General features: G+C 62.8%; 30 protein-coding genes and 1 tRNA gene. 17 read left to right on the top strand and 14 right to left on the bottom strand.

Features of this window, described 5'->3' with window-relative positions; genetic code table 11:
- Positions 1 to 106: 106 nt before the first annotated feature.
- Positions 107 to 844 (top strand): glycosyltransferase family 25 protein, encoded by a 738-nt coding sequence (locus tag C8D77_RS16550; RefSeq protein WP_245951798.1) that lies wholly within the window; start codon positions 107 to 109, stop codon positions 842 to 844.
- Positions 845 to 964: 120 nt separating this feature from the next.
- On the opposite strand, the gene C8D77_RS16545 is transcribed toward C8D77_RS16550, so the two are convergent.
- From C8D77_RS16545 to C8D77_RS16535, 3 genes are all read right to left on the bottom strand, one after another.
- Positions 965 to 1039 (bottom strand) — tRNA-Glu (locus tag C8D77_RS16545).
- 90 nt (positions 1040 to 1129) lie between these two features.
- Positions 1130 to 1537 (bottom strand): VOC family protein, encoded by a 408-nt coding sequence (locus tag C8D77_RS16540; protein ID WP_109665064.1) that lies wholly within the window; start codon positions 1535 to 1537, stop codon positions 1130 to 1132.
- A gap of 30 nt (positions 1538 to 1567) precedes the next feature.
- Complete coding sequence (locus C8D77_RS16535) at positions 1568 to 1951, bottom strand: fimbrial protein (RefSeq protein ID WP_109665061.1); 384 nt, start codon at positions 1949 to 1951, stop codon at positions 1568 to 1570.
- Between the two features lie 26 nt (positions 1952 to 1977).
- Between C8D77_RS16535 and C8D77_RS16530 the strand changes: the two genes are divergently transcribed.
- Complete coding sequence (locus C8D77_RS16530; protein WP_109665058.1) at positions 1978 to 3027, top strand: RluA family pseudouridine synthase; 1050 nt, start codon at positions 1978 to 1980, stop codon at positions 3025 to 3027.
- A gap of 190 nt (positions 3028 to 3217) precedes the next feature.
- Positions 3218 to 4129, top strand: a complete 912-nt coding sequence (rpoH, locus tag C8D77_RS16525) for an RNA polymerase sigma factor RpoH (protein WP_013529255.1) — start codon at positions 3218 to 3220, stop codon at positions 4127 to 4129.
- Positions 4130 to 4268: 139 nt separating this feature from the next.
- Here rpoH and C8D77_RS16520 read toward each other — a convergent pair whose 3' ends face one another.
- From C8D77_RS16520 to C8D77_RS16505, 4 genes are all read right to left on the bottom strand, one after another.
- Positions 4269 to 5141, bottom strand: a complete 873-nt coding sequence (locus tag C8D77_RS16520; protein WP_109665055.1) for an MBL fold metallo-hydrolase — start codon at positions 5139 to 5141, stop codon at positions 4269 to 4271.
- Between the two features lie 150 nt (positions 5142 to 5291).
- Complete coding sequence (locus tag C8D77_RS16515; RefSeq protein WP_109665052.1) at positions 5292 to 5951, bottom strand: peroxiredoxin; 660 nt, start codon at positions 5949 to 5951, stop codon at positions 5292 to 5294.
- Between the two features lie 218 nt (positions 5952 to 6169).
- Complete coding sequence (locus tag C8D77_RS16510) at positions 6170 to 6535, bottom strand: cell division protein ZapA (RefSeq protein ID WP_109665049.1); 366 nt, start codon at positions 6533 to 6535, stop codon at positions 6170 to 6172.
- A 20-nt stretch (positions 6536 to 6555) separates the two neighbouring features.
- Positions 6556 to 6828, bottom strand: coding sequence for a DUF4164 domain-containing protein (locus tag C8D77_RS16505; RefSeq protein ID WP_013529251.1), 273 nt, complete (start codon positions 6826 to 6828; stop codon positions 6556 to 6558).
- A gap of 261 nt (positions 6829 to 7089) precedes the next feature.
- On the opposite strand from C8D77_RS16505, the gene tkt reads away from it, so the two are divergent.
- From tkt to C8D77_RS16470, 7 genes are all read left to right on the top strand, one after another.
- Positions 7090 to 9081 carry a transketolase gene (tkt, locus tag C8D77_RS16500; protein ID WP_109665046.1) on the top strand — a complete coding sequence of 664 codons (1992 nt, stop codon included), beginning with the start codon at positions 7090 to 7092 and terminating at the stop codon, positions 9079 to 9081.
- A 158-nt stretch (positions 9082 to 9239) separates the two neighbouring features.
- Positions 9240 to 10250 (top strand): type I glyceraldehyde-3-phosphate dehydrogenase, encoded by a 1011-nt coding sequence (gene gap, locus C8D77_RS16495; RefSeq protein WP_109665044.1) that lies wholly within the window; start codon positions 9240 to 9242, stop codon positions 10248 to 10250.
- 218 nt (positions 10251 to 10468) lie between these two features.
- Positions 10469 to 12358, top strand: a complete 1890-nt coding sequence (locus C8D77_RS16490; RefSeq protein WP_109665041.1) for a potassium/proton antiporter — start codon at positions 10469 to 10471, stop codon at positions 12356 to 12358.
- 146 nt (positions 12359 to 12504) lie between these two features.
- On the top strand, positions 12505 to 13701 hold the full coding sequence (locus C8D77_RS16485) for a phosphoglycerate kinase (RefSeq protein ID WP_109665038.1): 1197 nt from the start codon (positions 12505 to 12507) through the stop codon (positions 13699 to 13701).
- A 133-nt stretch (positions 13702 to 13834) separates the two neighbouring features.
- Positions 13835 to 14860, top strand: a complete 1026-nt coding sequence (locus tag C8D77_RS16480) for a class I fructose-bisphosphate aldolase (RefSeq protein WP_109665035.1) — start codon at positions 13835 to 13837, stop codon at positions 14858 to 14860.
- A 177-nt stretch (positions 14861 to 15037) separates the two neighbouring features.
- Complete coding sequence (locus C8D77_RS16475; protein ID WP_109665032.1) at positions 15038 to 15778, top strand: DUF899 domain-containing protein; 741 nt, start codon at positions 15038 to 15040, stop codon at positions 15776 to 15778.
- Positions 15779 to 15840: 62 nt separating this feature from the next.
- Positions 15841 to 16554, top strand: a complete 714-nt coding sequence (locus C8D77_RS16470) for an SGNH/GDSL hydrolase family protein (protein WP_109665028.1) — start codon at positions 15841 to 15843, stop codon at positions 16552 to 16554.
- A gap of 34 nt (positions 16555 to 16588) precedes the next feature.
- Here the strand turns inward: C8D77_RS16470 and C8D77_RS16465 are convergent, their stop codons facing one another.
- Positions 16589 to 16750: a hypothetical protein gene (locus C8D77_RS16465; RefSeq protein WP_082525434.1), complete on the bottom strand. Its 162-nt coding sequence runs from the start codon at positions 16748 to 16750 to the stop codon at positions 16589 to 16591.
- A gap of 117 nt (positions 16751 to 16867) precedes the next feature.
- Positions 16868 to 17815 carry a ring-cleaving dioxygenase gene (locus tag C8D77_RS16460; protein ID WP_109665024.1) on the bottom strand — a complete coding sequence of 316 codons (948 nt, stop codon included), beginning with the start codon at positions 17813 to 17815 and terminating at the stop codon, positions 16868 to 16870.
- A gap of 309 nt (positions 17816 to 18124) precedes the next feature.
- Between C8D77_RS16460 and C8D77_RS16455 the strand changes: the two genes are divergently transcribed.
- From C8D77_RS16455 to C8D77_RS16440, 4 genes are all read left to right on the top strand, one after another.
- Positions 18125 to 18292 carry a hypothetical protein gene (locus C8D77_RS16455; protein WP_109665021.1) on the top strand — a complete coding sequence of 56 codons (168 nt, stop codon included), beginning with the start codon at positions 18125 to 18127 and terminating at the stop codon, positions 18290 to 18292.
- Positions 18293 to 18376: 84 nt separating this feature from the next.
- The gene (locus C8D77_RS16450) at positions 18377 to 18967 is read left to right on the top strand and encodes a DJ-1/PfpI family protein (RefSeq protein ID WP_109665016.1); all 591 of its coding nucleotides are present in this window, start codon (positions 18377 to 18379) and stop codon (positions 18965 to 18967) included.
- A gap of 74 nt (positions 18968 to 19041) precedes the next feature.
- Positions 19042 to 19449, top strand: coding sequence for a hypothetical protein (locus tag C8D77_RS16445; RefSeq protein ID WP_109665012.1), 408 nt, complete (start codon positions 19042 to 19044; stop codon positions 19447 to 19449).
- A gap of 126 nt (positions 19450 to 19575) precedes the next feature.
- Complete coding sequence (locus C8D77_RS16440; protein ID WP_109665008.1) at positions 19576 to 20295, top strand: helix-turn-helix transcriptional regulator; 720 nt, start codon at positions 19576 to 19578, stop codon at positions 20293 to 20295.
- 65 nt (positions 20296 to 20360) lie between these two features.
- On the opposite strand, the gene C8D77_RS16435 is transcribed toward C8D77_RS16440, so the two are convergent.
- From C8D77_RS16435 to C8D77_RS16420, 3 genes are all read right to left on the bottom strand, one after another.
- Positions 20361 to 21056, bottom strand: a complete 696-nt coding sequence (locus C8D77_RS16435) for a DUF1013 domain-containing protein (RefSeq protein WP_109665005.1) — start codon at positions 21054 to 21056, stop codon at positions 20361 to 20363.
- A 498-nt stretch (positions 21057 to 21554) separates the two neighbouring features.
- Entirely contained in the window at positions 21555 to 21695 is a 141-nt protein-coding gene (locus C8D77_RS16425; protein ID WP_091578925.1) for a DUF1127 domain-containing protein, read from the bottom strand.
- Between the two features lie 192 nt (positions 21696 to 21887).
- The gene (locus C8D77_RS16420) at positions 21888 to 22898 is read right to left on the bottom strand and encodes an NAD(P)H-quinone oxidoreductase (RefSeq protein ID WP_109665000.1); all 1011 of its coding nucleotides are present in this window, start codon (positions 22896 to 22898) and stop codon (positions 21888 to 21890) included.
- 123 nt (positions 22899 to 23021) lie between these two features.
- On the opposite strand from C8D77_RS16420, the gene C8D77_RS16415 reads away from it, so the two are divergent.
- The 3 genes from C8D77_RS16415 (at position 23022) to C8D77_RS16405 (ending at position 24850) form a co-directional block, all read left to right on the top strand.
- On the top strand, positions 23022 to 23216 hold the full coding sequence (locus tag C8D77_RS16415; RefSeq protein WP_027047479.1) for a DUF1192 domain-containing protein: 195 nt from the start codon (positions 23022 to 23024) through the stop codon (positions 23214 to 23216).
- 90 nt (positions 23217 to 23306) lie between these two features.
- On the top strand, positions 23307 to 24554 hold the full coding sequence (locus tag C8D77_RS16410; RefSeq protein WP_109665479.1) for an MFS transporter: 1248 nt from the start codon (positions 23307 to 23309) through the stop codon (positions 24552 to 24554).
- Positions 24555 to 24586: 32 nt separating this feature from the next.
- The gene (locus C8D77_RS16405) at positions 24587 to 24850 is read left to right on the top strand and encodes an ArsR/SmtB family transcription factor (RefSeq protein ID WP_109664997.1); all 264 of its coding nucleotides are present in this window, start codon (positions 24587 to 24589) and stop codon (positions 24848 to 24850) included.
- Positions 24851 to 24884: 34 nt separating this feature from the next.
- Here C8D77_RS16405 and C8D77_RS16400 read toward each other — a convergent pair whose 3' ends face one another.
- Both C8D77_RS16400 and C8D77_RS16395 read right to left on the bottom strand, forming a co-directional pair.
- Positions 24885 to 25349: an SRPBCC family protein gene (locus C8D77_RS16400; RefSeq protein ID WP_109664994.1), complete on the bottom strand. Its 465-nt coding sequence runs from the start codon at positions 25347 to 25349 to the stop codon at positions 24885 to 24887.
- 11 nt (positions 25350 to 25360) lie between these two features.
- Positions 25361 to 25696 (bottom strand): ArsR/SmtB family transcription factor, encoded by a 336-nt coding sequence (locus C8D77_RS16395; RefSeq protein ID WP_109664991.1) that lies wholly within the window; start codon positions 25694 to 25696, stop codon positions 25361 to 25363.
- Position 25697 lies beyond the last annotated feature (1 nt).

The following is a 25697-nucleotide window of genomic DNA, read 5'->3' as shown; positions in this document are numbered from 1 at the left end:
GCCAACTTGCTGCAACATGCCGTGCCGCGCAAGCACTGCACGCCGGAATACGCTTTGTGGTTATGAACGTTCAGGGCCCGTAGATTTCCAAAACGCCAGTGGCTATATGGATCACATGCTGAAATTTCCCGCCGACCAAGTCTATGTGCGTATTTGCCACGTCAAGAAGGGCTATGAGGACCGAGAACAGCACATCGCGAGGCAGATCGGACGCCATGGTATTCCCGCCACTTGGTACCTTCACTGGGATGTTTCGGACATTACTGATGAAGACGTCAAAAGACTTACCACGCCAGGCGCTCTCAAAATGGCGGAACTGTCCTGCTCCTTGAAACACATCGGGATCTGGCGTGATTTTCTGAAGACCGACAAGCACTATTGTCTGGTCTTAGAGGACGACGTGTTCCTGGCGGCCAATTTCAATACAAAATTCAACGCGGCTCTGGCAGAGCTCGGCGATCCAAACCGCAAAGCCGTTATCTATATCGGCAATGCCGGCACCTACTACATTTCGGCGTTCAAGTTGAAGCGCGGACAACATCTCTATCCAGCCCCCCACGGCAAAGCCACCGATTCCTACATCATCACCCGCTCCGTGGCAGCGGAGAGGTGCGCCTGGTTTGACGAACGCAAGATGTCCGGGCCGATCGGTCACGAGATCGACAGTGCCGACGCGGCGCTGGGCGTGGAGGTGCTTTGGTTCGAGAGACCTTTTGTTGAGCAGGGCACCCACACTGGCGCCTTCCTGACGTCTATAAACCCCGACAAACAAAGGCCACTTTGGTACAAGCGCATGGAGTGGCTCTATAAAAAATATCGCCGGCAGCTGGTTGGCCATATCTAGAGACTTGCTGCCACCCGGTTCTGTTCATATGCCACGCCGGCCATCCAACGGAGACCGCGTCAAACTTTGGCCTGCAGGACCAGATCCTCAAAACCTGTACGACTAAGTCATTGAAATCCTTGGTACGCCCAAGGGGAATCGAACCCCTGTTCCCGCCGTGAGAGGGCGGTGTCCTGACCGCTAGACGATGGGCGCGTTCAAGAACCGGCGATATAGGCTGAGCGCTGGGAAAAAGCAACTGGGGTTCGGCCGCTTTCCCTTGTCGGGGAAAAGTCGGCTGCAGGTCTAGCGTTTCGGCTCGATCAGGTCCCAGAGATTGCCGTGGAGATCGGCGAAAACCGCCACCGTGCCGTAAGGCTCGAAGCGCGGTGCTTCACGGAATTCGACGCCCTTCTCCAGCATCGCTTTATGGTCGCGGGCAAAGTCGTCGGTTTCGAGGAACAGGAAGACACGCCCACCGGTCTGGTTGCCGATGCTTTTGCTTTGTGCCTCGTCGGAAGCTTCGGCCAGCAGCAGCCTGGCGCCTTTGCCATTGGCCGGCGCCACCGTGACCCAGCGTTTTCCCCCGCCGAGATCGACATCTTCGACGAGCAGGAAGCCCAGCCGCTCGACATACCAGGCTATCGCCTCGTCATAGCTGGCGACGACCAGGGCCACGGTCGCGACACGGCGATGTTCGGCGAACCCGGTCATGCCTGAGGCTTGTTCATCGTTGCTGACCGGTCATTTGTTGCGGATCGCAAAGCGGCCGATGAGGCGGCGCTCGGCGATATCGTAGACGAAGATCGTGCGGCTGCCGTCGGCAAGTTCGGCGTCGATGGAGAGGCGATTGCCGGACAGCGACTGGCTGACCACCTTGGCGCCGATCGGCAGCACGATGTCGCCGCTGACCGGTTCGCCGGCGGGTGTCTGGATATCGCCGGCCAACGGCGGGTTCTCAGGAGATGCTTTGCGGGATTTGTAGACAATCGCCGCGATCACCACCATAAGAGCCAGCAAAAGCAGGCCGAGATTGATGGCCATGAAGCGGATGAGCTTGCCGCGTACCTTGTCGATCTCGGGGTCGAGCGGCTTTTCTTCGTTTTCGTCGGCGTCAGGCCGGGCCATGGCAAATAATCCGGAACGGTTTTTCAATGAGCGCTCATAGCGAAGAGGCCCCTGAATTGATAGAGCACCAGTTCATGGAACCCACCGTGCTGGTGGCGGGCGCGGATGCGGCCGGCCTGCGCCTCGACCAGTGGCTGGCGGTGAGCCTCGGCCCGGATATGTCGCGCAGACGCGTGCAGATGCTGATCAGGCAGGGCGCGGTCTCGGTCAACGGCAAACCGGTCGACGAGACCAAACGCAGGATGACGCCAGGCGAAAGCGTCTCGGTCGCCATGCCGGAGCCGGAGCCGGCAGAGCCGCAAGGCGAGAACATCGCGCTCGATGTGCTCTATGAGGATGACGAGCTGATCGTCATCAACAAGCCGGCGGGGCTTGTCGTGCACCCCGGCGCCGGCAACTGGACCGGCACGCTGGTCAACGCGCTGATCCATCATTGCGGCGACAGTCTTTCCGGCATCGGCGGCGTGCGCCGGCCGGGCATCGTCCACCGCCTCGACAAGGAGACCAGCGGCGTCATGGTAGTCGCCAAGACCGACCGCGCCCACAAGTCGCTGTCCGAAGCCTTCGCCGATCACGGCCTAACCGGCGACTTGGAGCGCGCCTATCTGGCGCTGGTCTGGGGTATACCGCAGAGGCCGACCGGAAGGGTCGACGCGCCGCTCGGCCGCGCCGCCGACCGCGTGCGCCGTGCCGTGGTGCCCGAAGGACGCGACGACGCCCGCCATGCGGTCACCCATTTCGCCGTGCAGGAGCGCTTCGGCGAGAACCAACAGGAGTTCGCCACGGCCAGCCTGGTCGAATGCCGGCTGGAGACCGGCCGCACCCACCAGATCCGTGTCCACATGGCGCATATCGGCCATCCGGTGATCGGCGACCCCGACTATGGCCAGGCCTTTCGCACCAAGGCCAACCGGCTGCCCGAACCGCTGAAAAGTCAGGTCAAGGCATTTCCCCGGCAGGCTTTGCATGCCTGGCTCCTTGCATTTCGCCACCCGGCTACCCATTTAACGATGAGGTTCGAAGCGCCTATACCGGGGGACATGGAGGAACTCGTAGGCGGTTTCCGCAAGCTCTGAACCTGCCACAGAAAAACCTGAGCGGCATTGTTCACTTCAGCGTGACACACTGTTTCGTGTTGAACAAATGCCTGTCTTTTCTGGTTTTGTTCCTGTATAAGATCCGATGTCGCGGGCGAGCCTTTTGGTGCTCGCGTCACATGCCCGCCGCGTTTCGGGGGCATCACTCCAATAGAGAGGGGGCGCTATCATGGCCCAGTCATTACCCAGTATCGTTTCCGGCGAAGGCGGCCTTAGCCGCTACCTGGAAGAAATCCGTCGCTTTCCCATGCTGCAGCCGCAGGAAGAGTACATGCTCGCCAAGCGTTACGCCGAGCATGAAGATACCTCCGCTGCGCACAAGCTCGTCACCAGCCACCTCAGGCTCGTCGCCAAGATCGCCATGGGCTATCGCGGCTACGGCCTGCCGATCGGCGAAGTGATCTCTGAAGGCAATGTCGGCCTGATGCAGGCCGTCAAGAAATTCGAACCCGAGCGCGGCTTCCGCCTCGCGACCTACGCCATGTGGTGGATCAAGGCCTCGATCCAGGAGTACATCCTGCGCTCGTGGAGCCTGGTCAAGATGGGCACGACCGCCAACCAGAAGCGCCTGTTCTTCAACCTGCGCAAAGTGAAGGGCAAGATCCAGGCACTGGATGACGGCGACTTGAAGCCCGACCAGATCGCCGAGATCGCCACCAGGCTGAACGTTTCCGAAGCCGAAGTGGTGTCGATGAACCGCCGCCTGTCCGGCGACGCCTCGCTCAACGCCCCCATCCGGGCGAGCGAAGGCGAATCCGGCGAATGGCAGGACTGGCTGGTCGACGACCACGAAAGCCAGGAAGAGATGCTGATCGAACAGGACGAGCTGGAAAACCGGCGCGGCATGCTGTCGGGCGCTCTTGCCGTGCTCAACGAGCGCGAGCGGCGCATCTTCGAGGCCCGTCGCCTCGCCGAGGAGCCGCTGACGCTGGAAGAGCTGTCGTCCGAGTTCGACATCAGCCGCGAGCGCGTGCGCCAGATCGAGGTGCGCGCCTTCGAGAAGGTGCAGGACGCGGTCAAGGCCGCAGCCAAGCGCCAGACCCAGGCGCTGCGCACCATCGAGGCCCAGCCCGCGGCGTAAAGCCGGCATCGGCAATGAACATCAAGGCGGCGTCAGGAAACTGGCGCCGCCTTTTTCTTTGGAGGTTCTGCCTTCGCGATTGGCGCTTCCCGGGGCGAAGAACCCAAGTTCTGAAAGGCGCCGGGGCCGGCAAAGCCCCTCAAAGCCCATCCAGCGGAAACTTCAGGTACCGCCGGCCATTCGCCTCGGGTTCCGGCAGCCTCCCGCCATTCATGTTGACCTGCAGTGCATGCAGGATCAGCCGCGGCATCGGCAGCGTCCGGTCGCGTGCCTCGCGAAGGGCGACGAACTCGGCCTCGCTGCGGGCGGCGACGAGATGGGTGTTGGACGCCTTCTGTGTGGCGACCGTGCTTTCCCACAAGGGCTCGCGGCCGCCCGCTTGATAGTCATGGCCGACAAAGACGCGTGTCTCGTCCGGCAACGCCAGAATGTCCTGGATCGAGCGCCAGAGCCGCGCGGCACTGCCGCCGGGAAAGTCAGTCCGCGCCGTGCCGCTGTCGGGCATGAACAGCGTATCGTGGACGAAGGCAGCATCGCCGATCACATAGGTGATCGAGGCCAGCGTGTGCCCGGGTGAGAACAGCACTTTGACTGGAAGCGTGCCGACCTGGAAGGTTTCGCCCTCTCCAAACAGCCTGTCCCACTGCGAACCGTCGGCGGGAAAATCCGGCCAATTGTAGATTGCCTTCCACAGTTTCTGGACGTCGACGACCCTGTCGCCGATCGCTGTCGGCGCTCCGGTCTTCTCACTCAGGTAATGCGCCGCCGAGAAATGATCGGCGTGCGGATGGGTGTCGAGGATCCACTCCAGCTCCAGCCCGTTTTCCCGGATGAAGTCGAGCAGGGCGTCGGCATTCTTCGTTGCCGTGGCGCCGGATTTCTCGTCGAAATCGAGGATCGGATCGATGATGGCGCAACGTTTCGTCGCCTGGTCGGCGACGACGTACTGAATGGCCCCGGTCGGCTTGTCATAGAAGCCGCTGACCTGCGGTCTGGCCAAAGCTACGTCCAATTTTGGCTTCCCCACCACCTTTAGCCGGCAGGAATGATTTTCTCTGACGACATCCGAGAGGAGTATGGTTGTCCTCTCGGATGCCTCAGTCAAGCATCATTTCGCTCGCGGCGACGGGAAAGCCAAAAACCGTTCCAAAGCGCCCGGGGGTCAGGCGGAGGGCTGCTTGGTCTTCCTGAGATACGGCAGGATGGTCTCGTAGGCGCCGAAGCGCTTGATCGCATCCTCGTTGGAGACGGCGGCGGTGATGATGACGTCCTCGCCTTGCTTCCAGTTTGCCGGCGTCGCCACCTGATGCTTGGCGGTGAGCTGCATGGAATCGACCGCCCGCAGGATCTCGTCGAAGTTGCGGCCCGTGGTCATCGGGTAGGTCAGCACCAGTTTGATCTTCTTGTCCGGTCCGATGACGTAGACGGAGCGCACCGTGGCGTTGTCGGCGGGTGTGCGGCCCTCCGACGTCTCGCCGGCACCGCCTGGCAGCATGTCGTAGAGCTTGGCGACCTTGAGGTCCTTGTCGCCGATCAGCGGGTAGTTCATCGTGTGGCCGGTCGCCGTCTTGATGTCGGCCTGCCACTTGTCATGGCTCGCGACCGGATCGACGGAAATACCGATGATCTTGACGTTGCGCTTCTTGAACTCGCCTTCCAGCCCGGCCATCGTGCCAAGCTCGGTCGTGCAGACCGGCGTGAAATTCTTCGGATGGCTGAACAGGATCGCCCAGCCGTCGCCGATCCATTCATGGAATTTGATCGTCCCTTGCGTGGTCTCGGCGCTGAAGTCCGGCGCAATGTCGTTGATACGAAGGCTCATGGCACATCTCCCCTGCAACAAATTCTGTCAGGAGCGAGGGGCGGCAAACCATGCCGCCATCACGACGTCCACGCTCCGGCATCGCCGCATCTTAGCGCAAAAATCGTGACCGCGAGATAATTTGAAACTCTTGTCGGCGGCGGAGCGAGCATTTTTATGCTGCCGTCGAGCCAAAAGCGCAGGAAAGACTTTTGGCTGGGCGGAGAGACCGCGCCGCCTCAGGTCTTGTTGACCGCCAGCGTCACGGTCAGGTCTTCCATGCGCTGTGCCAGCGCGCCAAGCGCGTTGGTCAGCACGCTGTCGTTCTTGTCGGCCTTGGTCAGCGCATCGTCGCGCGTCTTGCGCAAGGTCAGCACTTCGCTTTCCATGCCCTTGACGCGTTTCTGCAGCTCCGAAAGCTCGTCCATCACCATGATGCCGGCCATCACGGTCAGCCGCTGGTCCCCGATCTCGCCAAAGGAGTCCTTCAGATGCGAGACATAGCGGTCGAAACGTTCGGCAAGGTCGATCAGATGGTCTTCCTGACCTTCGTCGCAGGCCATCCGATACTGTTTGCCGTCGATGGAAACCGTGACTTGAGCCATGAGCCTACCTGTCCAGCCCCCTACCTGTCCAACACAGCGCGGATGGTTTCCATGGCGGTCACCAGCCGTCGCGACACTTCCTTGTTGGCGTCTTCCAGCCGTTCGGCGCGCGCTTCGGAATTGTCGAGTTCCTGCGCCAGCCGGGAGCGATCGGCATTCATCCGCTGCACTTCAGCCTCGGCTTCCGAGTAATCGCGTTCATGCTCGAGCTTGGCCGCGACGGCGTTTTCCAGCCCCTCGATGGCCTTGCCCAGCCTGGCGATGACTTCCTTGAGTGTGGCTTCCCCGGTCATGGCTTCGTCCTGTGCCCTGCCCATCACCGAATCGTTCGCGTTCAGAATGCGTTATCCGGGAAACATTAGGCACCGGGTGAAGGCAACGTCAACAAAGCTCTCGCGACTGTCCCCTGCTAACGCTAATGTAGACCCGCCGCCGGCATCACAAGACCGGCAAATGTGCGCCCGATTTGTTGACTAAAAGCCCGCGCCTGCTATGTGTCGCGCACCCTTTTCAGGGCTCTCCCAAGCCCCCAAACCCCCACTTCTGGAGGAACCATGACGTCGCGTGAACAACATGACCGGATGGCCAATGCGATCCGCTTTCTCTCCATGGATGCCGTCGAGAAGGCAAATTCCGGCCATCCCGGCCTGCCCATGGGCTGCGCCGACATCGCCACGGTGCTGTTCACGCGCTTCCTGAAATATGATCCCAAGACCCCGCACTGGGCCGATCGCGACCGCTTCATCCTGTCGGCCGGCCATGGTTCGATGCTGCTCTATTCGCTGCTGCATCTGACCGGTTACGAAGATATGACCATCGACCAGATCAAGCATTTCCGGCAGCTGGGCTCGAAGACCGCCGGCCATCCCGAATACGGCCATGCAACGGGCATCGAGACGACGACCGGCCCGCTCGGCCAGGGTCTGGCCAATTCGGTCGGCTTCGCGCTCGGCGAGCGCATCATGAACGCCGCCTTCGGCAATGACCTCGTCGACCACTACACCTATGTGCTGGCCGGCGACGGCTGCCTGATGGAAGGTGTGTCCCAGGAAGCCATCGCGCTTGCCGGCCACCTCAAGCTCAACAAGCTGATCGTCTTCTGGGACAACAACAACATTTCGATCGATGGTCCGGTTTCGCTGTCCGACAACACCGATCAGGTCGCCCGCTTCCAGGCTTCCGGCTGGAATGCCAGCCACATCGACGGCACCGATCCGGAAGCGATCGCCTATGCCATCGAAGCCGCCCGCCACTCCGACAAGCCGACGATGATCGCCTGCAAGACGACCATCGGCTTCGGCGCGCCGACCAAGGCCGGCACCAACAAGGCGCACGGTTCGCCGCTCGGCGCCGACGAGATCGCCGGCGCACGCAAGTTCTTCAACTGGGATTCGCCGCCCTTCGAGATTCCGGCCGACATCCTCGACGCCTGGCGCACTGCCGGCAAGGCCGGCGTTAAGGCACGTACCGACTGGGAAGGCCGTCTGGCCAAGGTCGACGCCAAACTGAAGGCCGAGTTCGAGCGCCGCCTCGCTGGCAAGCTGCCGTCCAATTTCGACGCTGTTATCGCCGACTATAAGAAGAAGCTGTCGACCGACAAGCCGAAGGTCGCCACCCGCAAGTCTTCCGAGATGGCGCTGGAGGTCATCAACGGCGCCGTGCCCGAGACCATCGGCGGTTCCGCCGACCTGACCGGCTCCAACAACACCAAGACCAGCCAGACCAAGAACATCACGCCGGACGATTATGGCCAGCGTTATGTCCACTACGGCATCCGCGAGCACGGCATGGCCGCCGCGATCAACGGCCTGACGCTGCATGGCGGCCTCATCGCCTATGGCGGCACCTTTATGTGCTTCTCCGACTATGCGCGTCCGTCGATGCGGCTGGCCTCGCTGATGGGCATCCGCTCGATCTTCGTCATGACCCATGATTCCATCGGTCTGGGCGAAGACGGCCCGACCCACCAGCCGGTCGAGCATCTGGCCGCATTGCGCGCCATCCCCAACCACAATGTCTTCCGTCCGGCCGATGCGGTGGAAACCGCCGAATGCTGGCAGATCGCTCTCGAGTCGGAAAGGACGCCGTCGACCCTGGCGCTGACCCGTCAGAACCTGCCGACGGTACGCACCGAATTCTCCGCGAAGAACCTGAGCAGCCAGGGCGCCTACGAACTGGCCGCGGCCAGCGGCGAGGCGGCGGTGACCATCTTCGCCACCGGCTCAGAGATCGAGATCGCGCTCGGCGCCCGTGACCTCCTCGAAAAGCACGGCCACCCGACCCGCGTCGTCTCGGTGCCTTGCTTCGAGCTGTTCGACCAGCAGAGCGCCGACTACCGCAAGAAGACGATCGGCAACGCACCGATCAGGATGGCGATCGAAGCCGGCATCCGCCAGGGCTGGGACCATCTGATCGGCAGCGACGGCATCTTCATCGGCATGACCGGTTTCGGCGCCTCGGGCACCATCGAACAGCTCTATCCGCATTTCGGCATCACCGCCGAGGCGGCGGCCAAGGCGGCGGAAGCACGCTTGCACGCCAAGTAAGATTCTGGCCAGCCCGGCGAAAACACGAAAAGCGGTTTCGCCGGGCTGGCCCAACCTAATCGATTTAAATCCACGTCGCTGCGGCTGGATTCTTTCCGCTTCCGCCGCTATGAAACTGCGGACCCATCGTCTGCCCTACAGCTCCCAGGGAGAGAATAATGACCGTCAGAGTTGCCATCAACGGATTCGGCCGCATCGGCCGCAACATCCTGCGCGCCATCCATGAATCCGGCCGCAAGGACATCGACGTCGTCGCCGTCAACGACCTCGGCCCGGTCGAGACCAACGCGCACCTCTTGCGCTATGACAGCGTGCACGGCCGCTTCCCGCATGAAGTCTCGGTATCCGGCGACCAGATCACCGTCGGCAAGGAGACGTTCAAGGTCACCGCGATCAAGGATCCGACCCAGCTGCCGTGGAAGGAACTCGGCATCGACATCGCGCTCGAATGCACCGGCATCTTCACCGCCCGTGACAAGGCCGCCGCGCATCTGACCGCCGGCGCCAAGCGCGTCGTCGTTTCGGCCCCGGCCGAGGGCGCCGACCTCACCGTCGTCTACGGCATCAACCACGACCAACTGACCAAGGACCACATCGTCATCTCGAATGCGTCGTGCACCACCAACTGCCTGGCGCCGCTGGCAGCAGTGCTGCACGAAACGGTCGGCATCGAAAAGGGCATGATGACGACGATCCATTCCTACACCGGCGACCAGCCGACGCTGGACACCATGCACAAGGATCTCTACCGCGCCCGCGCCGCGGCCCTGTCGCAGATCCCGACCTCGACCGGTGCCGCCAAGGCGATCGGCCTGGTGTTGCCCGACCTCAAGGGCAAGCTCGACGGCATTTCGATCCGCGTGCCGACCCCGAACGTCTCGGTCGTCGACTTCAAGTTCATCGCCAAGCGTGCGACGACCGTGCAGGAGATCAACGACGCCGTGATCGCCGCCTCCAACGGCAAGCTCAAGGGCATCCTCGGCGTCACCCATCACCCGAACGTCTCGATCGATTTCAACCACGATCCGCGTTCTTCGATCATGGCGCTCGACCAGACCAAGGTGATGGACGGCAACTTCGTTTCGGTGCTGTCCTGGTACGACAATGAATGGGGTTTCTCCAACCGCATGGGCGATACCGCGGTCGCCTTCGGCAAGACCATCGCCTGATCGCAAAGCTCTCTTTTCGAAACCTGGAACGCCCGGCTTTGTCCGGGCGTTTTTCATGCGGGCGGCTGGCGCCTTGCCGATTTGTGTCCTGAGCGCCAAAACATCCGAAAATCAGCGGCATAGGTCAAAAAGCCTCCCTGCCGCCTTGCACTGGTCACGTCTTCGCCCCACTCTCTCGTAAAGCAGGAGACAGACGAATTTGAGGGGCTGATTTCAGGATGGAGCATGCGATCTATCTCGTTACGCTGGTCGGCACAGCGCTTGTCGTCGCCGCCGCGTTTTCGAGCCTGATCGCCTTCCGCTTCGGCGCCCCTCTTCTGCTCCTGTTTCTCTGCATTGGCCTGGCCAGCGGCACCGACGGTCTCGGCATCCAGTTCGACAACGCCCGCATCGCCTATTTTGCCGGCTCATTGGCGCTGGCCGTCATCCTGTTCGATTCCGGTTTCGGCACGCCGCTCAACGCCTTGCGGCAGGCAGCGGGCCCGGCTCTGTCGCTGGCAACCTTCGGCGTGCTTATCACCACCGGCCTGTTCGGCGCCGCCGCCCACTATCTGCTCGACCTCACCTGGCTGGAATCCTTCCTGCTCGGCGCTGCCGTCGCCTCCACCGATGCGGCCGCCGTGTTCTTCCTGCTGCGCGCCGGCGAGATCAACCTGCGCGAACGCGTGCGCTCGACGCTCGAGGTGGAATCCGGCACCAACGACCCGATCGCCATCTTCCTGACCATCACGCTGGTCGAGATCATCGCCGCCCATGCCAACCCCGAGACCAATGTCCTTGTCACCAGCCTGTTCCTTGGCTTCCTCCTCAACATGGGCCTCGGCGCGGTCGTCGGCGTGCTCGGCGGCCTCGCCATCGTGCGCCTCGTCGACCGGCTCAATCTCGACCACGGCCTGTTGCCGATCTTCGTGCTGACCTTGTCGCTGATGGTCTTTGCCGCCGCCGGCGCCATTGGCGGCTCGGGCTTCCTCGCGGTCTATATTGCCGGCCTCATCGCCGGCAATTCCGACATCCGCGCCGTCACCATCCTCAAGCGTTTCCAGGACGGCATGTCCTGGCTGGCGCAGATCATCATGTTCCTCATCCTCGGCCTGTTCGCGACGCCGTCGCAGTTTCCGGCGATCATGGTGCCGGCGGTAGCGCTCGGCCTGTTCCTGATGTTCATCGCCCGCCCGATCGCGGTCTGGCTCTGCCTGATCCCGTTCCGTCTGCCGCGCCCCGAGGTTGCCTTCGTCTCCTGGGTCGGCCTGCGCGGCGCGGTGTCGATCCTGCTCGCCATCACTCCGCTGCTCGGCGGGCTGGAAAACGGCCGTGTCATCTTCAACACTGCCTTCATCATCGTGCTGGTGTCGCTGGTCATCCAGGGCTGGACGGTCGGACCGCTGGCGCGCCGCCTCGGTCTCATTGTGCCGGCGCGGCTTGGCCCACTGGACAAGGTCGAGCTCGAATTGCCGGGCTCGGCCCATCACGAGCTTCTCGCCTATCGCGTTGCCCACGGCAGCCCGGTGGCGCGCGGCGAGCGCATCCCGCGCTGGGCACGGCCCTCGCTGGTGCTGCGCGACGGCCGCTCGATGCGCTTCCAGGACATGGGCAGGCTCGCCGCCGGCGACCAGGTCTACATCTTCGTGCCGGACCGCTATCCGCGCCTGCTCGACAAGCTGTTCGCCAGCCGCGCCGTGGTCGATCCCGAGGATGCCGATTTCTTCGGCGCCTTCGCCGTCGACCCCGCGCGCTCCGCCGCCGAACTGGAAGCGGCCTACACGCCGGGCTTGACCGAAGCGGAGCAAAAACTCACCGTCGGCGCACTGGTCACGGCGCGGCTCGGCGGCCATGCAGAATATGCCGACCGCGTGCTGCTCGGTCCGATCGAGCTGATCGTTCGTGACGTCGACGACAAGGGCAAGATCACAGGCCTCGGCCTGTCCTTCGAGCCGACCGCGCCGGTGGCGCGGGTGCCGGTTTTCCTGAGCGCCGGCGAAATCGGCGACCGTGTCTCCGCCTTCATCCGCAACTGGCGCAAGCCGACCGAGACGCAGTTGGCAGAGGTGCAGGCGGACGAGAAACTAGCCTCCGAGCCGAAAGAGGAGAAGGCAACGACCAAGAGCTGACAGCTTCGATTGTGGGGGTTGCCCTTAATCCGCCGTCGGCACAGAATCGTGCCAACTTCAAAATTTCGTTTCGAATCCGGCCTAAGCCTTGCATCATCGTTGGCGCGGGGTATGTTCCCGGCGATTTTTCGCGAAAAGGAACCCGCATGGCCGCCTTCAAGACCCTCGACGATATCGGCAACATCAGCGGCAAGCGCGTGCTGGTGCGCGTCGACCTCAACGTGCCTGTCGCTGACGGCAAGGTCACTGACGCCACCCGCATCGAACGCATCGCGCCGACCATCGCCGAACTGTCCGGCAAGGGCGCCAAGGTCATCCTGCTTGCCCATTTCGGCCGACCGAAGGATGGCCCTTCGGCCGAATTCTCGCTGGAGCCGATCGCCAGGGCGACGGCTGAGGTGCTCGGCCGCCCCGTTGGGTTTGCCTCTGACTGCGTCGGCGATACGGCGGGAAGCGCCATCGCCGCCATGAACAAGGGCGACGTGCTGCTGCTGGAAAACACCCGCTTCTACAAGGCCGAGGAGAAGAACGATCCGGCCTTCACCGAAAGGCTCGCCGCCAATGGCGATATCTTCGTCAACGACGCCTTCTCGGCGGCGCACCGAGCCCATTCCTCGACCGAGGGGCTGGCGCATCTGTTGCCGGCCTTTGCCGGCCGCACCATGCAGGCCGAACTCGAAGCGCTGGAGAAGGGTCTGGGCAAACCGGTCCGTCCGGTCGTCGCCATTGTCGGCGGCGCCAAGGTCTCGACCAAGATCGACCTGCTGATGAACCTGGTAAAGAAGGTCGACGCACTCGTCATCGGCGGCGGCATGGCCAACACCTTCCTCGCCGCGCGCGGCACCGATGTCGGCAAATCGCTGTGCGAGCATGATCTCGCCTCGACCGCCAAGCAGATCATGATCGAGGCGGCAGAGGCCGGCTGCGCCATCATCCTGCCGGTCGACGGCGTCGTCGCCAGGGAGTTCAAGGCGGGCGCGGCCTGCGAGACCGTCGCCATCTCCGACGTGCCGGCAGACGGCATGATCCTCGACGTCGGCGCCAAAACCGTGACGACCATCGGCGAATGGATCGACCGCGCCGCGACACTGGTCTGGAACGGTCCGCTCGGCGCCTTCGAGATCGCGCCCTTCGACCATGCGACGGTGGCGGCGGCCAAGCACGCGGCGGCGCGCACCAAGGCCGGCAAGCTGATCTCGGTCGCCGGCGGCGGCGATACGGTGGCGGCGCTCAACCATGCCGGCGTCGCCGACGACTTCACCTATGTCTCGACCGCAGGCGGCGCTTTCCTGGAATGGATGGAAGGCAAGCCGCTGCCAGGCGTCGATGTGCTGAAGCGCTGAGGCTCTGACGATCAACACTCGGAGAGCGAACAAGGGCGCCAGCAGCTTTCAATCGATTCGCGCTTTCCGATGCCATTCCTTTGGCGGTAGACTTCCGTTAAGCGCGGAACGAACCCCTTCAGGAGAAGCAACAATGAGCGAACGTCTCGAAGACATTGCCGCCGCGATCGTCGCCGATGGCAAGGGCCTGCTGGCCGCCGACGAAAGTTCCCGCACCATCAAGAAGCGCTTCGACGTCATTGGCGTTGAATCGACCGCCGACAGCCGACGCGACTACCGCGAGATGATGTTCCGCGCCAGGGAGGCGATGACCCGCTACATTTCCGGCGTCATCCTCTATGACGAGACGATCCACCAGAAGGCCGCCGACGGCACGCCGCTGGTCGACATCATCAAGGCGGCCGGCGCCATCCCCGGCATCAAGGTCGATGCCGGCGCCAAGCCGCTGGCCGGCTTTCCCGGCGACACCATCACCGAGGGCCTCGATGGCCTGCGCGAGCGCCTTGCCGACTACTACAAGCTCGGCGCCCGCTTCGCCAAATGGCGCGCGGTGATCGACATCGACCAGGCCAAGGGCGTGCCCTCGGCCAACTCGATCAACTCGAACGCCCATGCGCTCGCCCGCTATGCAGCCCTTTGCCAGGAGGCCGGCATCGTGCCAATCGTCGAGCCGGAAGTGCTGATGGACGGCGCCCACGACATCGACACCTGCTACGAGATCTCGAAGGCAACGCTGATCAAGCTCTATGACGAGCTCCATGCGGCGCGCGTGGTGCTCGAAGGCACCATCCTGAAGCCCAACATGGTGCTGGCCGGCAAGAAATCGGGCAAGGTGAGCAGTCCGGAAGAAGTCGCGGAAAAGACCATAAAACTGTTCCGCGAAACCGTACCGGCAGCGGTGCCGGGCATCGCCTTCCTCTCCGGCGGCCAGGAGGACGAGGAGGCGACCGCCAACCTCAACGCCATCAACGCCATCGGCCCGCATCCCTGGAAGCTGACCTTCTCCTATGGCCGCGCGCTGCAGGCCGCGCCGCAGAAAGCCTGGAGCGGCAAGGCCTCGAACGTCGCCGCCGGCCAGGCCGCCTTCACCCATCGCGCCCATATGAACCATCTGGCGGCGCTTGGAAAATGGAAGGCAAGCCTGGAACAGGCCGCCTAATCACAGTTCTTTCTTCCTCCTTCGAACCCGGGCCGATGCGCCCGGGTTTTTTGTTTGTGACGTGCCGGGCTTGGGATGGAGCCTCTCCGTCCTTATTTCCCCTTCGGCAAAACCCGACAGCAATGTCGGGTTGCGCTCATTCCAAACGTCCTTGGGGTGACAGACAGGGAGAGGTTCATGCATCGCAACAAGATCGTTTCGCGCGAAGACTGGTTCCAGGCGCACAAGGCACACCTGGCCCGCGAGAAGGAACTGACACGGCTTCGCGAGCGGATAGCAGCTGAGCGGCGCGAACTGCCCTGGCTGAAGATCAGGAAGGACTATGTCTTCGAGACCGAGCAAGGGCCGAAGAAACTGACCGGCCTATTTGCCGGCAACAGCCAGCTGATCGTCTATCACTTCATGTTCGGGCCGGGCTGCAGCCATCATTGCGAGGGCTGCTCGTTCCTTGCCGACCATATCGACGGCGCCAATCAGCACCTTAGACATCACGACGTGTCGCTGGTCGTGGTTTCGCGCGCGCCGCTGGCGGAACTTCTGCCCTACAAGCAGCGCATGGGCTGGAAGTTCGACTGGGTGTCGTCCTATGCCTCCGATTTCAACTTCGACATGCAGGTCTCCTTCACCGACAGGCAGATCGCCGCCGGCGACACCACTTACAATTTCGAGACCCGTCCCAGGACATCGAAGGAGCTTCCCGGCAGCAGTGTTTTCTACAGGGACGAGACCGGCGACCTCTTCCTCACCTTCATGTCGCGCGCCCGCGGCGGCGAGGCACTGATCGGCACGTATGACTATCTCGACATGACGCCGAAGGGCCGCAACGAAACCGGCCCCTATCACGGCCTGATGGATTGGGTGCGCCTGCATGATGAATATCAGGGCAAGCAAGCGGGGCAGGCGAATTGCTGCGATTGAAGATCGTTCACGTCAGCCCAAACATGCGCTAAGGCTGCGGCTGATCGTTTAACGGTATTACCATGCGCTTCCCGGCACTCCTCACCTGGCTCGCCTTCCCGGTCTATATCTGGCAAGGCCTCGGTGTGCGACGCCGCACGACGCGCATGCTGCCGGCGCAGGGGCCGGTCATGCACGAAATATCAGGCAAGGCGCCAGCGATCTCGCTTCTGGTGCTGGGCGATTCCTCCGCCGCTTCGGTCGGCATCGGCAATTCGGAAGATGGGCTTGCCGCGCAACTCGCCGTGCTGATTTCACAGAATACAGGCCGCGCCGTGCGCTGGCGTGCTGCCGGCTTCAATTCGGCGACGTCGGGCCAGATTCGCGACCACGTACTGCCCAATCTGTCGGCCGATCCATGGACGCATATCGTGCTGGCCATCGGCACCAACGACACCAAGAATTTTCACTCCGTGCCGCGCTTCAAGAAGGAGTTCGGCGGGCTGCTCTATGGCCTGCGCGCCAAATGGCCGGAAGCGCGTGTGGTGTGGTCGCCGGTGCTGGAGTTCACGCGGGCGCCGGCGATGCCGCCGCTGCTCGGCAAAATCCTCGAAATCCGCGCCACCGAAATGAACCGGATGGGTGAACGCCTTTGCCTGGAGCGCGGTGCGGTGTCGGCGCCGCGCCTGCCGATCACCAATCCCGAGGCCGGCTTTGCCTCCGACGGCTTTCACGCATCGGAAGCCGGTTACCGCGCCTGGGCAGAACATCTCGTCGACCTTGTGCTAGCCAATTAGAGGGCCGGCACGGCCCACCTTGCCGGGTGCTGGTCTATGTCCAATGCCCAAGCACGGCTGTTATCGAAATCGCCGCCATCGCCAGCAGCGCCAGCTTCCAGAAGTCGCTGCGCCGTTTCAGCCCCGGCCAGCCGAGCGGCTTGATCAACTGGATGACCATGATGCCAACAATGACGAGCGCGAGGAGTTTCGACATGCCGCCTTTGACCAGCAACGCGGCCGGCTGTCAAAGCGCGTCCTTCGTTGCCTGAGAAAGAATGGGCGCCGCGATCCCGAACCGGAAACGCGGCGCCCCCCTTTGACCGCGAGCGATCTACTTCAGCGGCTTGAGGCCGGCCTCGATCGATGCGCGCTTCGGTTCGAGGAATGGCGGCAGGGCCAGACTTTCACCTAGCGTTTCCAGCGGCTCGTCGGCAGTGAACCCCGGCCCGTCGGTGGCGATCTCGAACAGAATGCCGTTCGGCTCGCGGAAATAGAGCGAGCGGAAGTAATAGCGCTCGACCTCGCCGCTCGACGGCAGCCGGAACTCGGCCAGCCGCGCCGTCCATTGATGCAGCGTCTCCTGGTCCGGCGCCCTGAAGGCGACATGGTGAACCGCGCCCGCACCTTGCCGTGCCGGCGCCAGTCCCGGCTGCACCAGGACATGCAACTCCGCCGCCGGCCCGCCCTCTCCCATTTCGAAGACGTGAACCTGACCCTCCGGCGAGGCATAGTCGCGGGCCTTGCGCATGTTCATCACCTTGGTCACCACCGCCTCGGTGTTGGTGATGTCGGGAACGCTGATGACGATCGGCCCGAGCCCGCGAATCTGGTGCTCGGCCGGTACCGGACTTTGCGCCCAGGGATGGCTGTCGCCCTTGCCGCCATCGCTGACGAGGCGCAGACGCTGGCCTTCGGGGTCTTCGAAATCCAGACAGGGGTAGCCGCCGATGTCGGCGATCTCTCCTGTTACAATGCCTTCGTCTGCCAAGTGCTGCTTCCACCAGGCAAGGCTCTCCCGGCTGCCGACCCTGAGGCTGGTCCGCGCAATGCTGTGCGTGCCGCGCTTCTCGCGGCCAACCGGCCAGTCGAAGAAGGTAAGGTCGGTGCCCGGCGTCGCTTCACCGTCGGCATAGAAGAGGTGGTAGGCCGAGGTATCGTCCTGGTTCACCGTCTTCTTGACCAGCCGCAGGCCCAGGACCTTCGTATAGAAATGAAGATTGCCCGGCGCATTGGCGGTGATGGCGGTGAGATGGTGGATTCCTGTCAGTTGCAGGCTCATGGTCGTCTCCCTGGTTTTGGGGAAGAATTTTCTCCCTTCATATCAGAACTGCTGCACCATTGCTGAAGGCCGCGCATTCCGACAGTCCGTCGCCGGAAGCTGAACAACGGCGCCTCAATTAGGGTCGCTCCGGTGAACAATCGACATGAAGCAAGCCTGTGCCAACCACCGTCTGACGTCGTGAAAGAAGTATCCCCTTCCTGGCAAATACACCGGTCGGAATTATAGTCGCCGCCCTGCCATCCTCCTGACAGACTGCTGTCAGGAGGGGTGTGCGATAGTGTCTCCATCAGAGAGAGGAGACTAGCCATGAACGGTTCCACCATTCTGCGCGGCGTGCAGCACTATGTCGGCAAGATACGCACGATACGCAACGAGATCCGCACCCAGCGGTTCATGAACTCGTTGCCGGCGGACATTCGCAAGGATATCGGCTGGCCGGACATGTATGCCGAACGTCGCTTCCGCGGCAATTGAGACGAATTTTTCGACACAGCGGTTGGATGTGGGCGCGTCAACGCCCAGATAACAGATCCGGTGCGTGAGGATGGGAGCGAGCTTATGCCCGAACAGAAGACAATCGGCTTCCTTTTCATCGAAGGTTTTGCCGACTGGGAGTATGGGCTGCTGGCGGCCTCGGCGGTCGAATGGTTCGGCGCCCGTGCCGTGTCGCTAACGCCTGATGGCAAGCCAGTGACCGGGATCAGCGGCTTTCGGCTGACGCCCGATCGATCGGGCGCGGCGGATGAGAATACCGATCTCGACGCAATCGCCGTCATCGGCTCCGACGAGTGGGCCGGCAAGGCACCGCCGGATGTCGCCGATCTGCTCAACGCTGTTGCATCGCGCGGCAGCGTGGTCGGCGGTATCTGCGCCGGCACGCTGGCATTGGCCCGCGCCAGCCTGTTCGAGAAAGCCAAACACACCAGCAATGGTCGTGACTGGATCAATGGTCATGAAGCCGGCTATGCCGGCGACAGCAACTACCAGGATGTGCCGTATGCCGTGACTGACGGCAAAATTGTTTCCGCGCCCGGTTCGGCACCAGGGACATTCGCGCTTGCCTTTCTGGAGACGCTCTATCCCGAAAGAGGCAGCGATCTCGCGCAGATGCGGACGCTGTTCGCCAAGGAGTATGCTGAAGCCTCCTGACAGTATGCTGTCAGGAGGAGCGTGCAATGGTGCAAGCCTCAGACACTGTGCATCGGCGGTCGAAAGGACGATCGATGAAGAGTTGGAACGACAGACTGAACACACCAGGCATCAACGGCGTGAAGCCGACGCCGCGCACGATGGCCGATGTCATCGAAGGCCAGCCGATGCTGGTGCCGACAGCGCGCCAGGTCGATGATTTCATCCGCTCGATTCCCGAAGGCGTCGAGATGGATGTGCGTGCGCTACGCACGGCGCTCGCCATCGAGCATGGCGCCGAAGTGACATGCCCGGTTACCATCGGCTACCATCTGCGCACCGTTGCCGAAGCCGCCAAAGAGGATTTGGAGCGCGGCATGATGTTGAGCGATGTGGCACCGTTTTGGCGCGTGCTCGATGCGAAAACGCCGACGACGAAGAAACTTTCCTTCGGCGCGGCGTTTATAGTCGCGCAACGCAAGCGCGAAGGGCTGAAACCATGATGCATGCCACCCAAAAGCGTTCTGCGGTTTTGGGATAACGGCATGCCCAAAACACGATGAGCACCGCCTAAAAGTGTTCTGCGGTTTTGGGCGACATGAAAAGAAACAACGCCGAGGGACCATACGATGCGCCGCGCCGACAGGCTCTTCCAGATCGTGCAGCATCTGCGCGGTGGCCGTTTGGTCACTGCCCAGAAGCTCGGCACGTGGCTCGAGGTTTCCGAGCGAACCATCTACCGCGACATTGCCGACCTGCAGTCGACAGGGGTGCCGATCGACGGCGAGGCCGGCGTTGGCTACATGATGAGGGAGGGTTTCGACCTTCCGCCGCTGATGTTCACGCGTGACGAGATCGTTGCGCTGGTCGCCGGCGCCCGCATGGTGCGCGCCTTTGGCGGTGCTGCCATGGCGCGCGCCGCCGAAGAGGCGCTGGTCAAGATCGGCGCCGTGCTGCCCGATGCCGAAAAAGACCGCATCGCGCGCACCGAGATCCACACGCCGATGTGGGTAGTCAGCGACGCCGCCCGCGAGGCGATCGACCTGATCGAGCGCGCTGTCGAAAAGCGCCAGGTGCTGACCATCGACTACTCCGACGAGGCCGGCCGCGGCACCGCTCGCGATATCCGACCGCTTGGCCTGTGGTTCTGGGGCAAGGTGTGGACGCTGGTCGCCTGGTGCGAGATGCGTGATGATTTTCGCGCCTTCCGCATCGATCGCATCGCCTCCGTGGTCATCGCCGGCCACATCTTCAAACCGGAGCGCGGCAAGCAGCTTGCCGACTTCTACCGGGCGGTGGAGCGCAGCGAGGATTATGGCATGGCGCCGGATCGCGCGGCGCGGACCTGAGACCCGACGCGCCCCACAAAAAAGCCCGCTCGAAGCGGGCTTTTTTCTTGGAATGTCGGACAATCTCACTCGTCGTCGTCGTTGTCCGTGTTCTTCGACTTCAAGGCCGAGAGCTTGGCGAACACGGCGTTGGCGTCGAGTTCGGCATCCTCGTCCTTCGGCTTTTCGGGAGCCGGCACCAGCCGCTCGGTCAGGGCCGCCGGCAGCAGCGTGTCACCGACCGGCTGCGCCTGTTCGCGACCGCGCGAGGCGCGGTTGACTTCCATGTCGAGGTCGATCTGCGAGGAAAGACCCAGCGTCACCGGGTCCATCGGCTGCAGATTGGCCGAATTCCAGTGCTTGCGTTCGCGGATCTGCTCGATCGTCGACTTGGTGGTGCCGACGAGGCGCGAGATCTGTGCGTCCTTGAGCTCGGGATGGTTGCGCACCAGCCAGAGAATGGCATTCGGCCGGTCCTGCCGCTTCGACAGCGGCGTATAGCGCGGACCCTTGCGCTTGGATTCGGGCACCCGGACCTTGGGGTCGGAAAGCTTCAGGCGCTGGTTCGGATCCTTCTCGGCACGCGCGATCTCGTCGCGGGTCAGTTGGCCGGTCATGATCGGGTCCATGCCCTTGATACCTTGCGCCGATTCGCCGTCGGCGATCGCCTTGACCTCGAGCGGATGCAGCCCGCAGAACTGCGCAATCTGCTCGAAGGAAAGCGCGGTGTTGTCAACCAGCCAGACGGCGGTCGCCTTGGGCATCAGCAGCGTATTGGCCATTTAAAAATCCTTCTCGTTCGCCCGCGTTCCCGCGCGGGCGGTGGTTTAGAGCCACCAAAATGGGAAATTCGCGGTCTGTATAACCGCTCTCTTGCCGTTTCGCAACGTTTTTGGAAGCAATCGCCGGAAGCTGCGGGGCCTTGCCGAAACGGTTCCGCACTCTTGAGCAGAACGACAAGCTGGCTTTGCTGGCGGGTTCCGGTCTTGGCAAAGATCCGTTCGAGACAAGTGCGCCCGGTCTTGGCGGGATGTTGGAGCTTGCCGCTGCTTCCATCAGGGTTCGCCCTTGTGAAAGCGCCCGAGCCAAGATGCCATGCTGAAAACTGAGGTCAATCCTGCTCGATGATCGGCATCGGTTGAGACCGTCGTCGATCATCCCGGCCCTAAAACGACAAAACCCGCCAGACTGGGTCCAGCGGGCTCGGAACCGCGACGAAAGTCGTCTGATGCGGCTCTGGCTTCTACGGCTTGGTCCGCCGGAGCGGACCAGACCTGGCTTTAGATGGCCTTGCGGGCGATCTTTTCGATGTCGGCGCGGTTGATGCCGAGATCGCTGAGCTGACGCGCGTTGAGACGGTTCAGTTCGCGGACGGTCTCGGTGTACATACGCCAGTTACGGAAAGCGCGGATCGGGTTCATGGTAGTCCTCCAGAATGATGTTCGTTTCGATGGTGCTCAAATAGGCGTCATCGATGAGGACTTGAATGGCCGATTTTGCATAGCAATGATGCAAATGCTGCATTGCAGCATTAAGCTTCTGTTCATCTTGTAGGCAGCCGCGGAGGCGGACCTCGCTCGCTCGGCCTGCAGGCCGAGCGAGCGATGCCGCTGTCAGCCGACGTCGAGCACGATCTTGCCGATATGCTCACCCTCTTCCATGCGCTCATGCGCCCGCCAGGCCTCGCTGAGCGGGAAGATCATGTCCATGACGGGAGCCACCTTGCGGGTGCCGAGCAACGGCCACACCTGCGCTTCCAGCGCCGCCGCGATCGCCGCCTTGAACTCGACGGTGCGTGGCCTCAGCGTTGAGCCAGTGTGGGTAAGCCGCTTGACCATGATCTTCGAAAAGTCCGCGCTTGCGACAGCGCCGCCTTGCACGGCGATCTGGACGATGCGGCCTTCGACCGCCGCGGCCTCGTAGTTTCGCTCGACATAGGAGCCGCCGACCATATCGAGGATGACATTGGCGCCCTTGCCGCCCGTCGCCTCCTTCACCGCGGCGACGAAATCCTCCTCGCGATAGTTGATCGCCCGGTCGGCGCCGAGCTTCAGGCAGGCATCGCACTTCTCCTTGCTGCCGGCGGTGGTGATGACATAGGCGCCGAAGGCCGAGGCAAGCTGGATTGCCGTGGTGCCGATGCCGGACGAGCCGCCATGGACAAGCAGCGTTTCGCCGCGCTTAAGGCCGCCGCGCTCGAACACATTGTGCCAGACGGTAAAGTAATTTTCTGGCACGGCGGCGGCTTCGGTGTGGGTAAAGCCGGCTGGCAGCGGCAGCACGCTGCCGGCATGAACCTTGACATATTCGGCATAGCCGCCGCCGGGCGTCAGCGCGCAGACGCGGTCGCCGATGCGCCAGCGCGATATGTCGTCGCCAAGGGCCGCCACTTCGCCCGATGCCTCGAGGCCCGGCAGGTCCGACGCGCCGGGCGGCGCCGGATAGGCGCCCTTGCGCTGCTGGATATCGGGCCGGTTGACGCCGGCGGCATGCACCTTGATCAGGATCTCGCCGGGACCAGGCTGCGGCACGTCGCGCGTTTCCGGCTTCAGCACCCGTGGGCCGCCTGGCTCCGAGATCGCGATGGCCGTCATTCTTGCCGGAATTTTCTGTCCGCTCGCCATGAGATTTCCCGTCTTTTCTCGCCGTTATCCGACCGGCTGTTTGCATCGACGCCCCCGCTCTATGTATGCTGATTGCCAAATCAGGCAAATGGCCAATCTGGTCTTGGCGGAGGAGGAGCGACGATGGCGATCTTCGACGACGAACCCAAGAAGAAGGCACGCCCGCACGAGATCGGGCAGGACCTGTCCTTGCTTTCCGTTGGCGAGCTTTCGGAACGCATCGGCATCCTGCGCGACGAGATCGCCAGGCTGGAGGCCGAGCTCAAGGCCAAGGACAACACCAAATCGGCGGCCGAAGCACTGTTCCGTCGCGGATAGGTGCGCGAGCGCAATGAGCTCGCCGCCGAAAAGCCCGAATGCGACTGTCTTCAGACCCAGCGCCCCGCCACACTCGAGCCGGATCAAACAATGTTCGCAACCTACCGACCGATCCTCTCGCTGCTTCGCGGCACTGCCTTCCTGCTCGCGGCGTCTGGATTGCACGGGTTGCTCCTGCCGCTGCGCGGTCAGCTGGAAGGCTTCTCGACCGCATCGCTCGGCCTGATGGGCACGGCCTGGGCCGGCGGCTTCGTCACCGGCTGCTTCTTCGCACCGCGCATTGTGCGCCGCGCGGGCCACGTGCGCGCCTTCGGCGCCTTTGCTGCATCCGGCGCCATCGTGGCGCTACTCACCGGGCTGATCATCGACGAATATGTCTGGATCCTGCTGCGGGCCTTCACCGGCTTCACTATGGCCGGCGCCTTCATGGTCATCGAAAGCTGGCTGAACGAGAAGGCCACCAACGAGAACCGCGGCACCGTCTTCGGCCTCTACATGATGGTCACCTATGCCTCGATCATGGGCGGGCAGATGATCGTCGCCGGCGGCGACGTGAAATCGGCGTCGCTGTTCATGATCACCGGCATCCTGTTTTGCCTGTCGCTCATTCCAACCGCGGTCTCGAGCGCTTCCCACCCCAAGCCGTTGCAGGACGTCTCGCTCGACGTCAAAGGCCTTTATGCCAACTCGCCGGTGTCGGCGGTCGCTTGCGTGTTGATCGGCATCGCCAACGGCGCCTGGGGCACGCTTGGCGCGGTTTACGGCGCCCGCATCGGCATTTCCACGGCCGAGATCGCCCTGATGATGAGCTTGGTGGTCGTTGCCGGCGCCGCCATGCAGCTTCCGGCCGGGCGCCTGTCCGATAAGACCGACCGGCGTTTCGTGCTGGCGGGGGCAGCTTTCGGCGCGGCCTTGTTCGCGCTCTTGATCTTCCTGTTCGAGCCACGCTCCAGCGTTTTCGTTATCGTCTTCACCGCAGCCTATGGCGCCTTCGCCTATACGCTCTATTCGATCGCCGTAGCCCATGCCAACGACCACGCGCGCTCGGAGGATTTCGTCAAGGTGTCGGGCGGCCTGCTTCTGCTCTACGGCTTCGGCACGATGATCGGCCCCTTGCTGGCCGCCGCCCTGATGGGCTGGATGCGCCCGGAAGGCTTGTTTCTCGCGACCGCCTTCGCGCATCTTTGCCTGGCGGGCTATACGCTGCTGCGCATCAGCCGCCGCGCGCCGGTGCCGATCGGCGACCGTGACGCCTTCAAGACGCAGCCGGCCGACCGCTCAGTCACCCCGGAAGCATTGCGGCTTGATCCCAGAAGAAAAGCAGAAGCAGACGGTTGAGATTCGAAAGGCTTTGCCTCACTAATACAGGCATGATGTTTTCCGACGCCTTCATGGCGATTGCCGACCCCAACCGGCGCCATCTTCTGGAAGAACTTCGCCGCGGCCCGAAAACCGTCACCGAACTGGCCGCCGGCTTGCCGGTCTCACGTCCGGCCGTGTCGCAACATCTGAAAGTGCTGCTCGATGCCGGCCTGGTCCACGCCAAGCCGGAAGGAACAAGGCGTGTCTATACGGTGAGCAACACCGGCTTCCTCAAACTCAACATCTGGCTCGATCAATTCTGGGAAGCCTGACCCGTTCGGCCAGCCGCAACACGCGCTGCGAAGCTCAAGCATCGCTCCTCAGGAACGCGCCGAGCGCGTCGAGCAGTTCGCCCGTGCCATGCTCGCGCGTGGATGACGTGTCATGGCCGTCGAAGAAAGCGCCCTGCTCGGTCAGCACCAGCCGCGTGCCCTTGCCCTCGGGAAGAATTTCGATCGTGGCCAGCGATACCGATACGCGGATATCGCCAAACAACAGCTCGTAGCTATAGACGATACGCTGGTTCGGCACGATGTCCTGATAGACCGCGTTGTAAAAATGCATCTGCCCGTCGCTCGGGCAGCCGGCATTGACCTCTTTGCCGCCGACGCGGAAGTCCATCTCGTGCCGGCTCGGCATCGGGTTGTCGGGGTCGGCGAACCAGCGTCGCTTGGCGGCCGGATCGCTCAGCGCGAAGTAGACTCTTGCGGGCGCCGAAGGGTAGCTGCGCTCGATGACAAATGTGGAGTGGACGACGGAACGTTGGGTCATGATTGCCTCCTTCAGGTCTCATCCTTGGTTTCCGCGAGAAAATCACCGAGCCGGTCAAGCCGACGTTCCCAGGCGAGACGCCGCTCATTGATCCAATGCTCTGCCGCTCTCAATGCCGTCGGCTCGATCTGGCAGGTGCGCACCCGGCCAAGCTTTTGCGTGCGCACGAGGCCGCTTGCCTCCAAAAGATTCAGGTGCTGGACGACAGCCGACAGCGACATCGCCAGCGGCTCGGCCAGCTGGCTGACCGAAGCGGGGCCGCGCGACAGCCGGTCGACCATCTGTCGCCGCGCCGGATCGGCGAGCGCCTGGAACATCCGGTCGAGCTGGGCAGGATCGTGCAGCATT

This window comes from Mesorhizobium loti, from assembly GCF_003148495.1.
GTDB lineage: Bacteria > Pseudomonadota > Alphaproteobacteria > Rhizobiales > Rhizobiaceae > Mesorhizobium > Mesorhizobium loti.
This window is presented reverse-complemented; position numbering and strand designations above follow the sequence as displayed.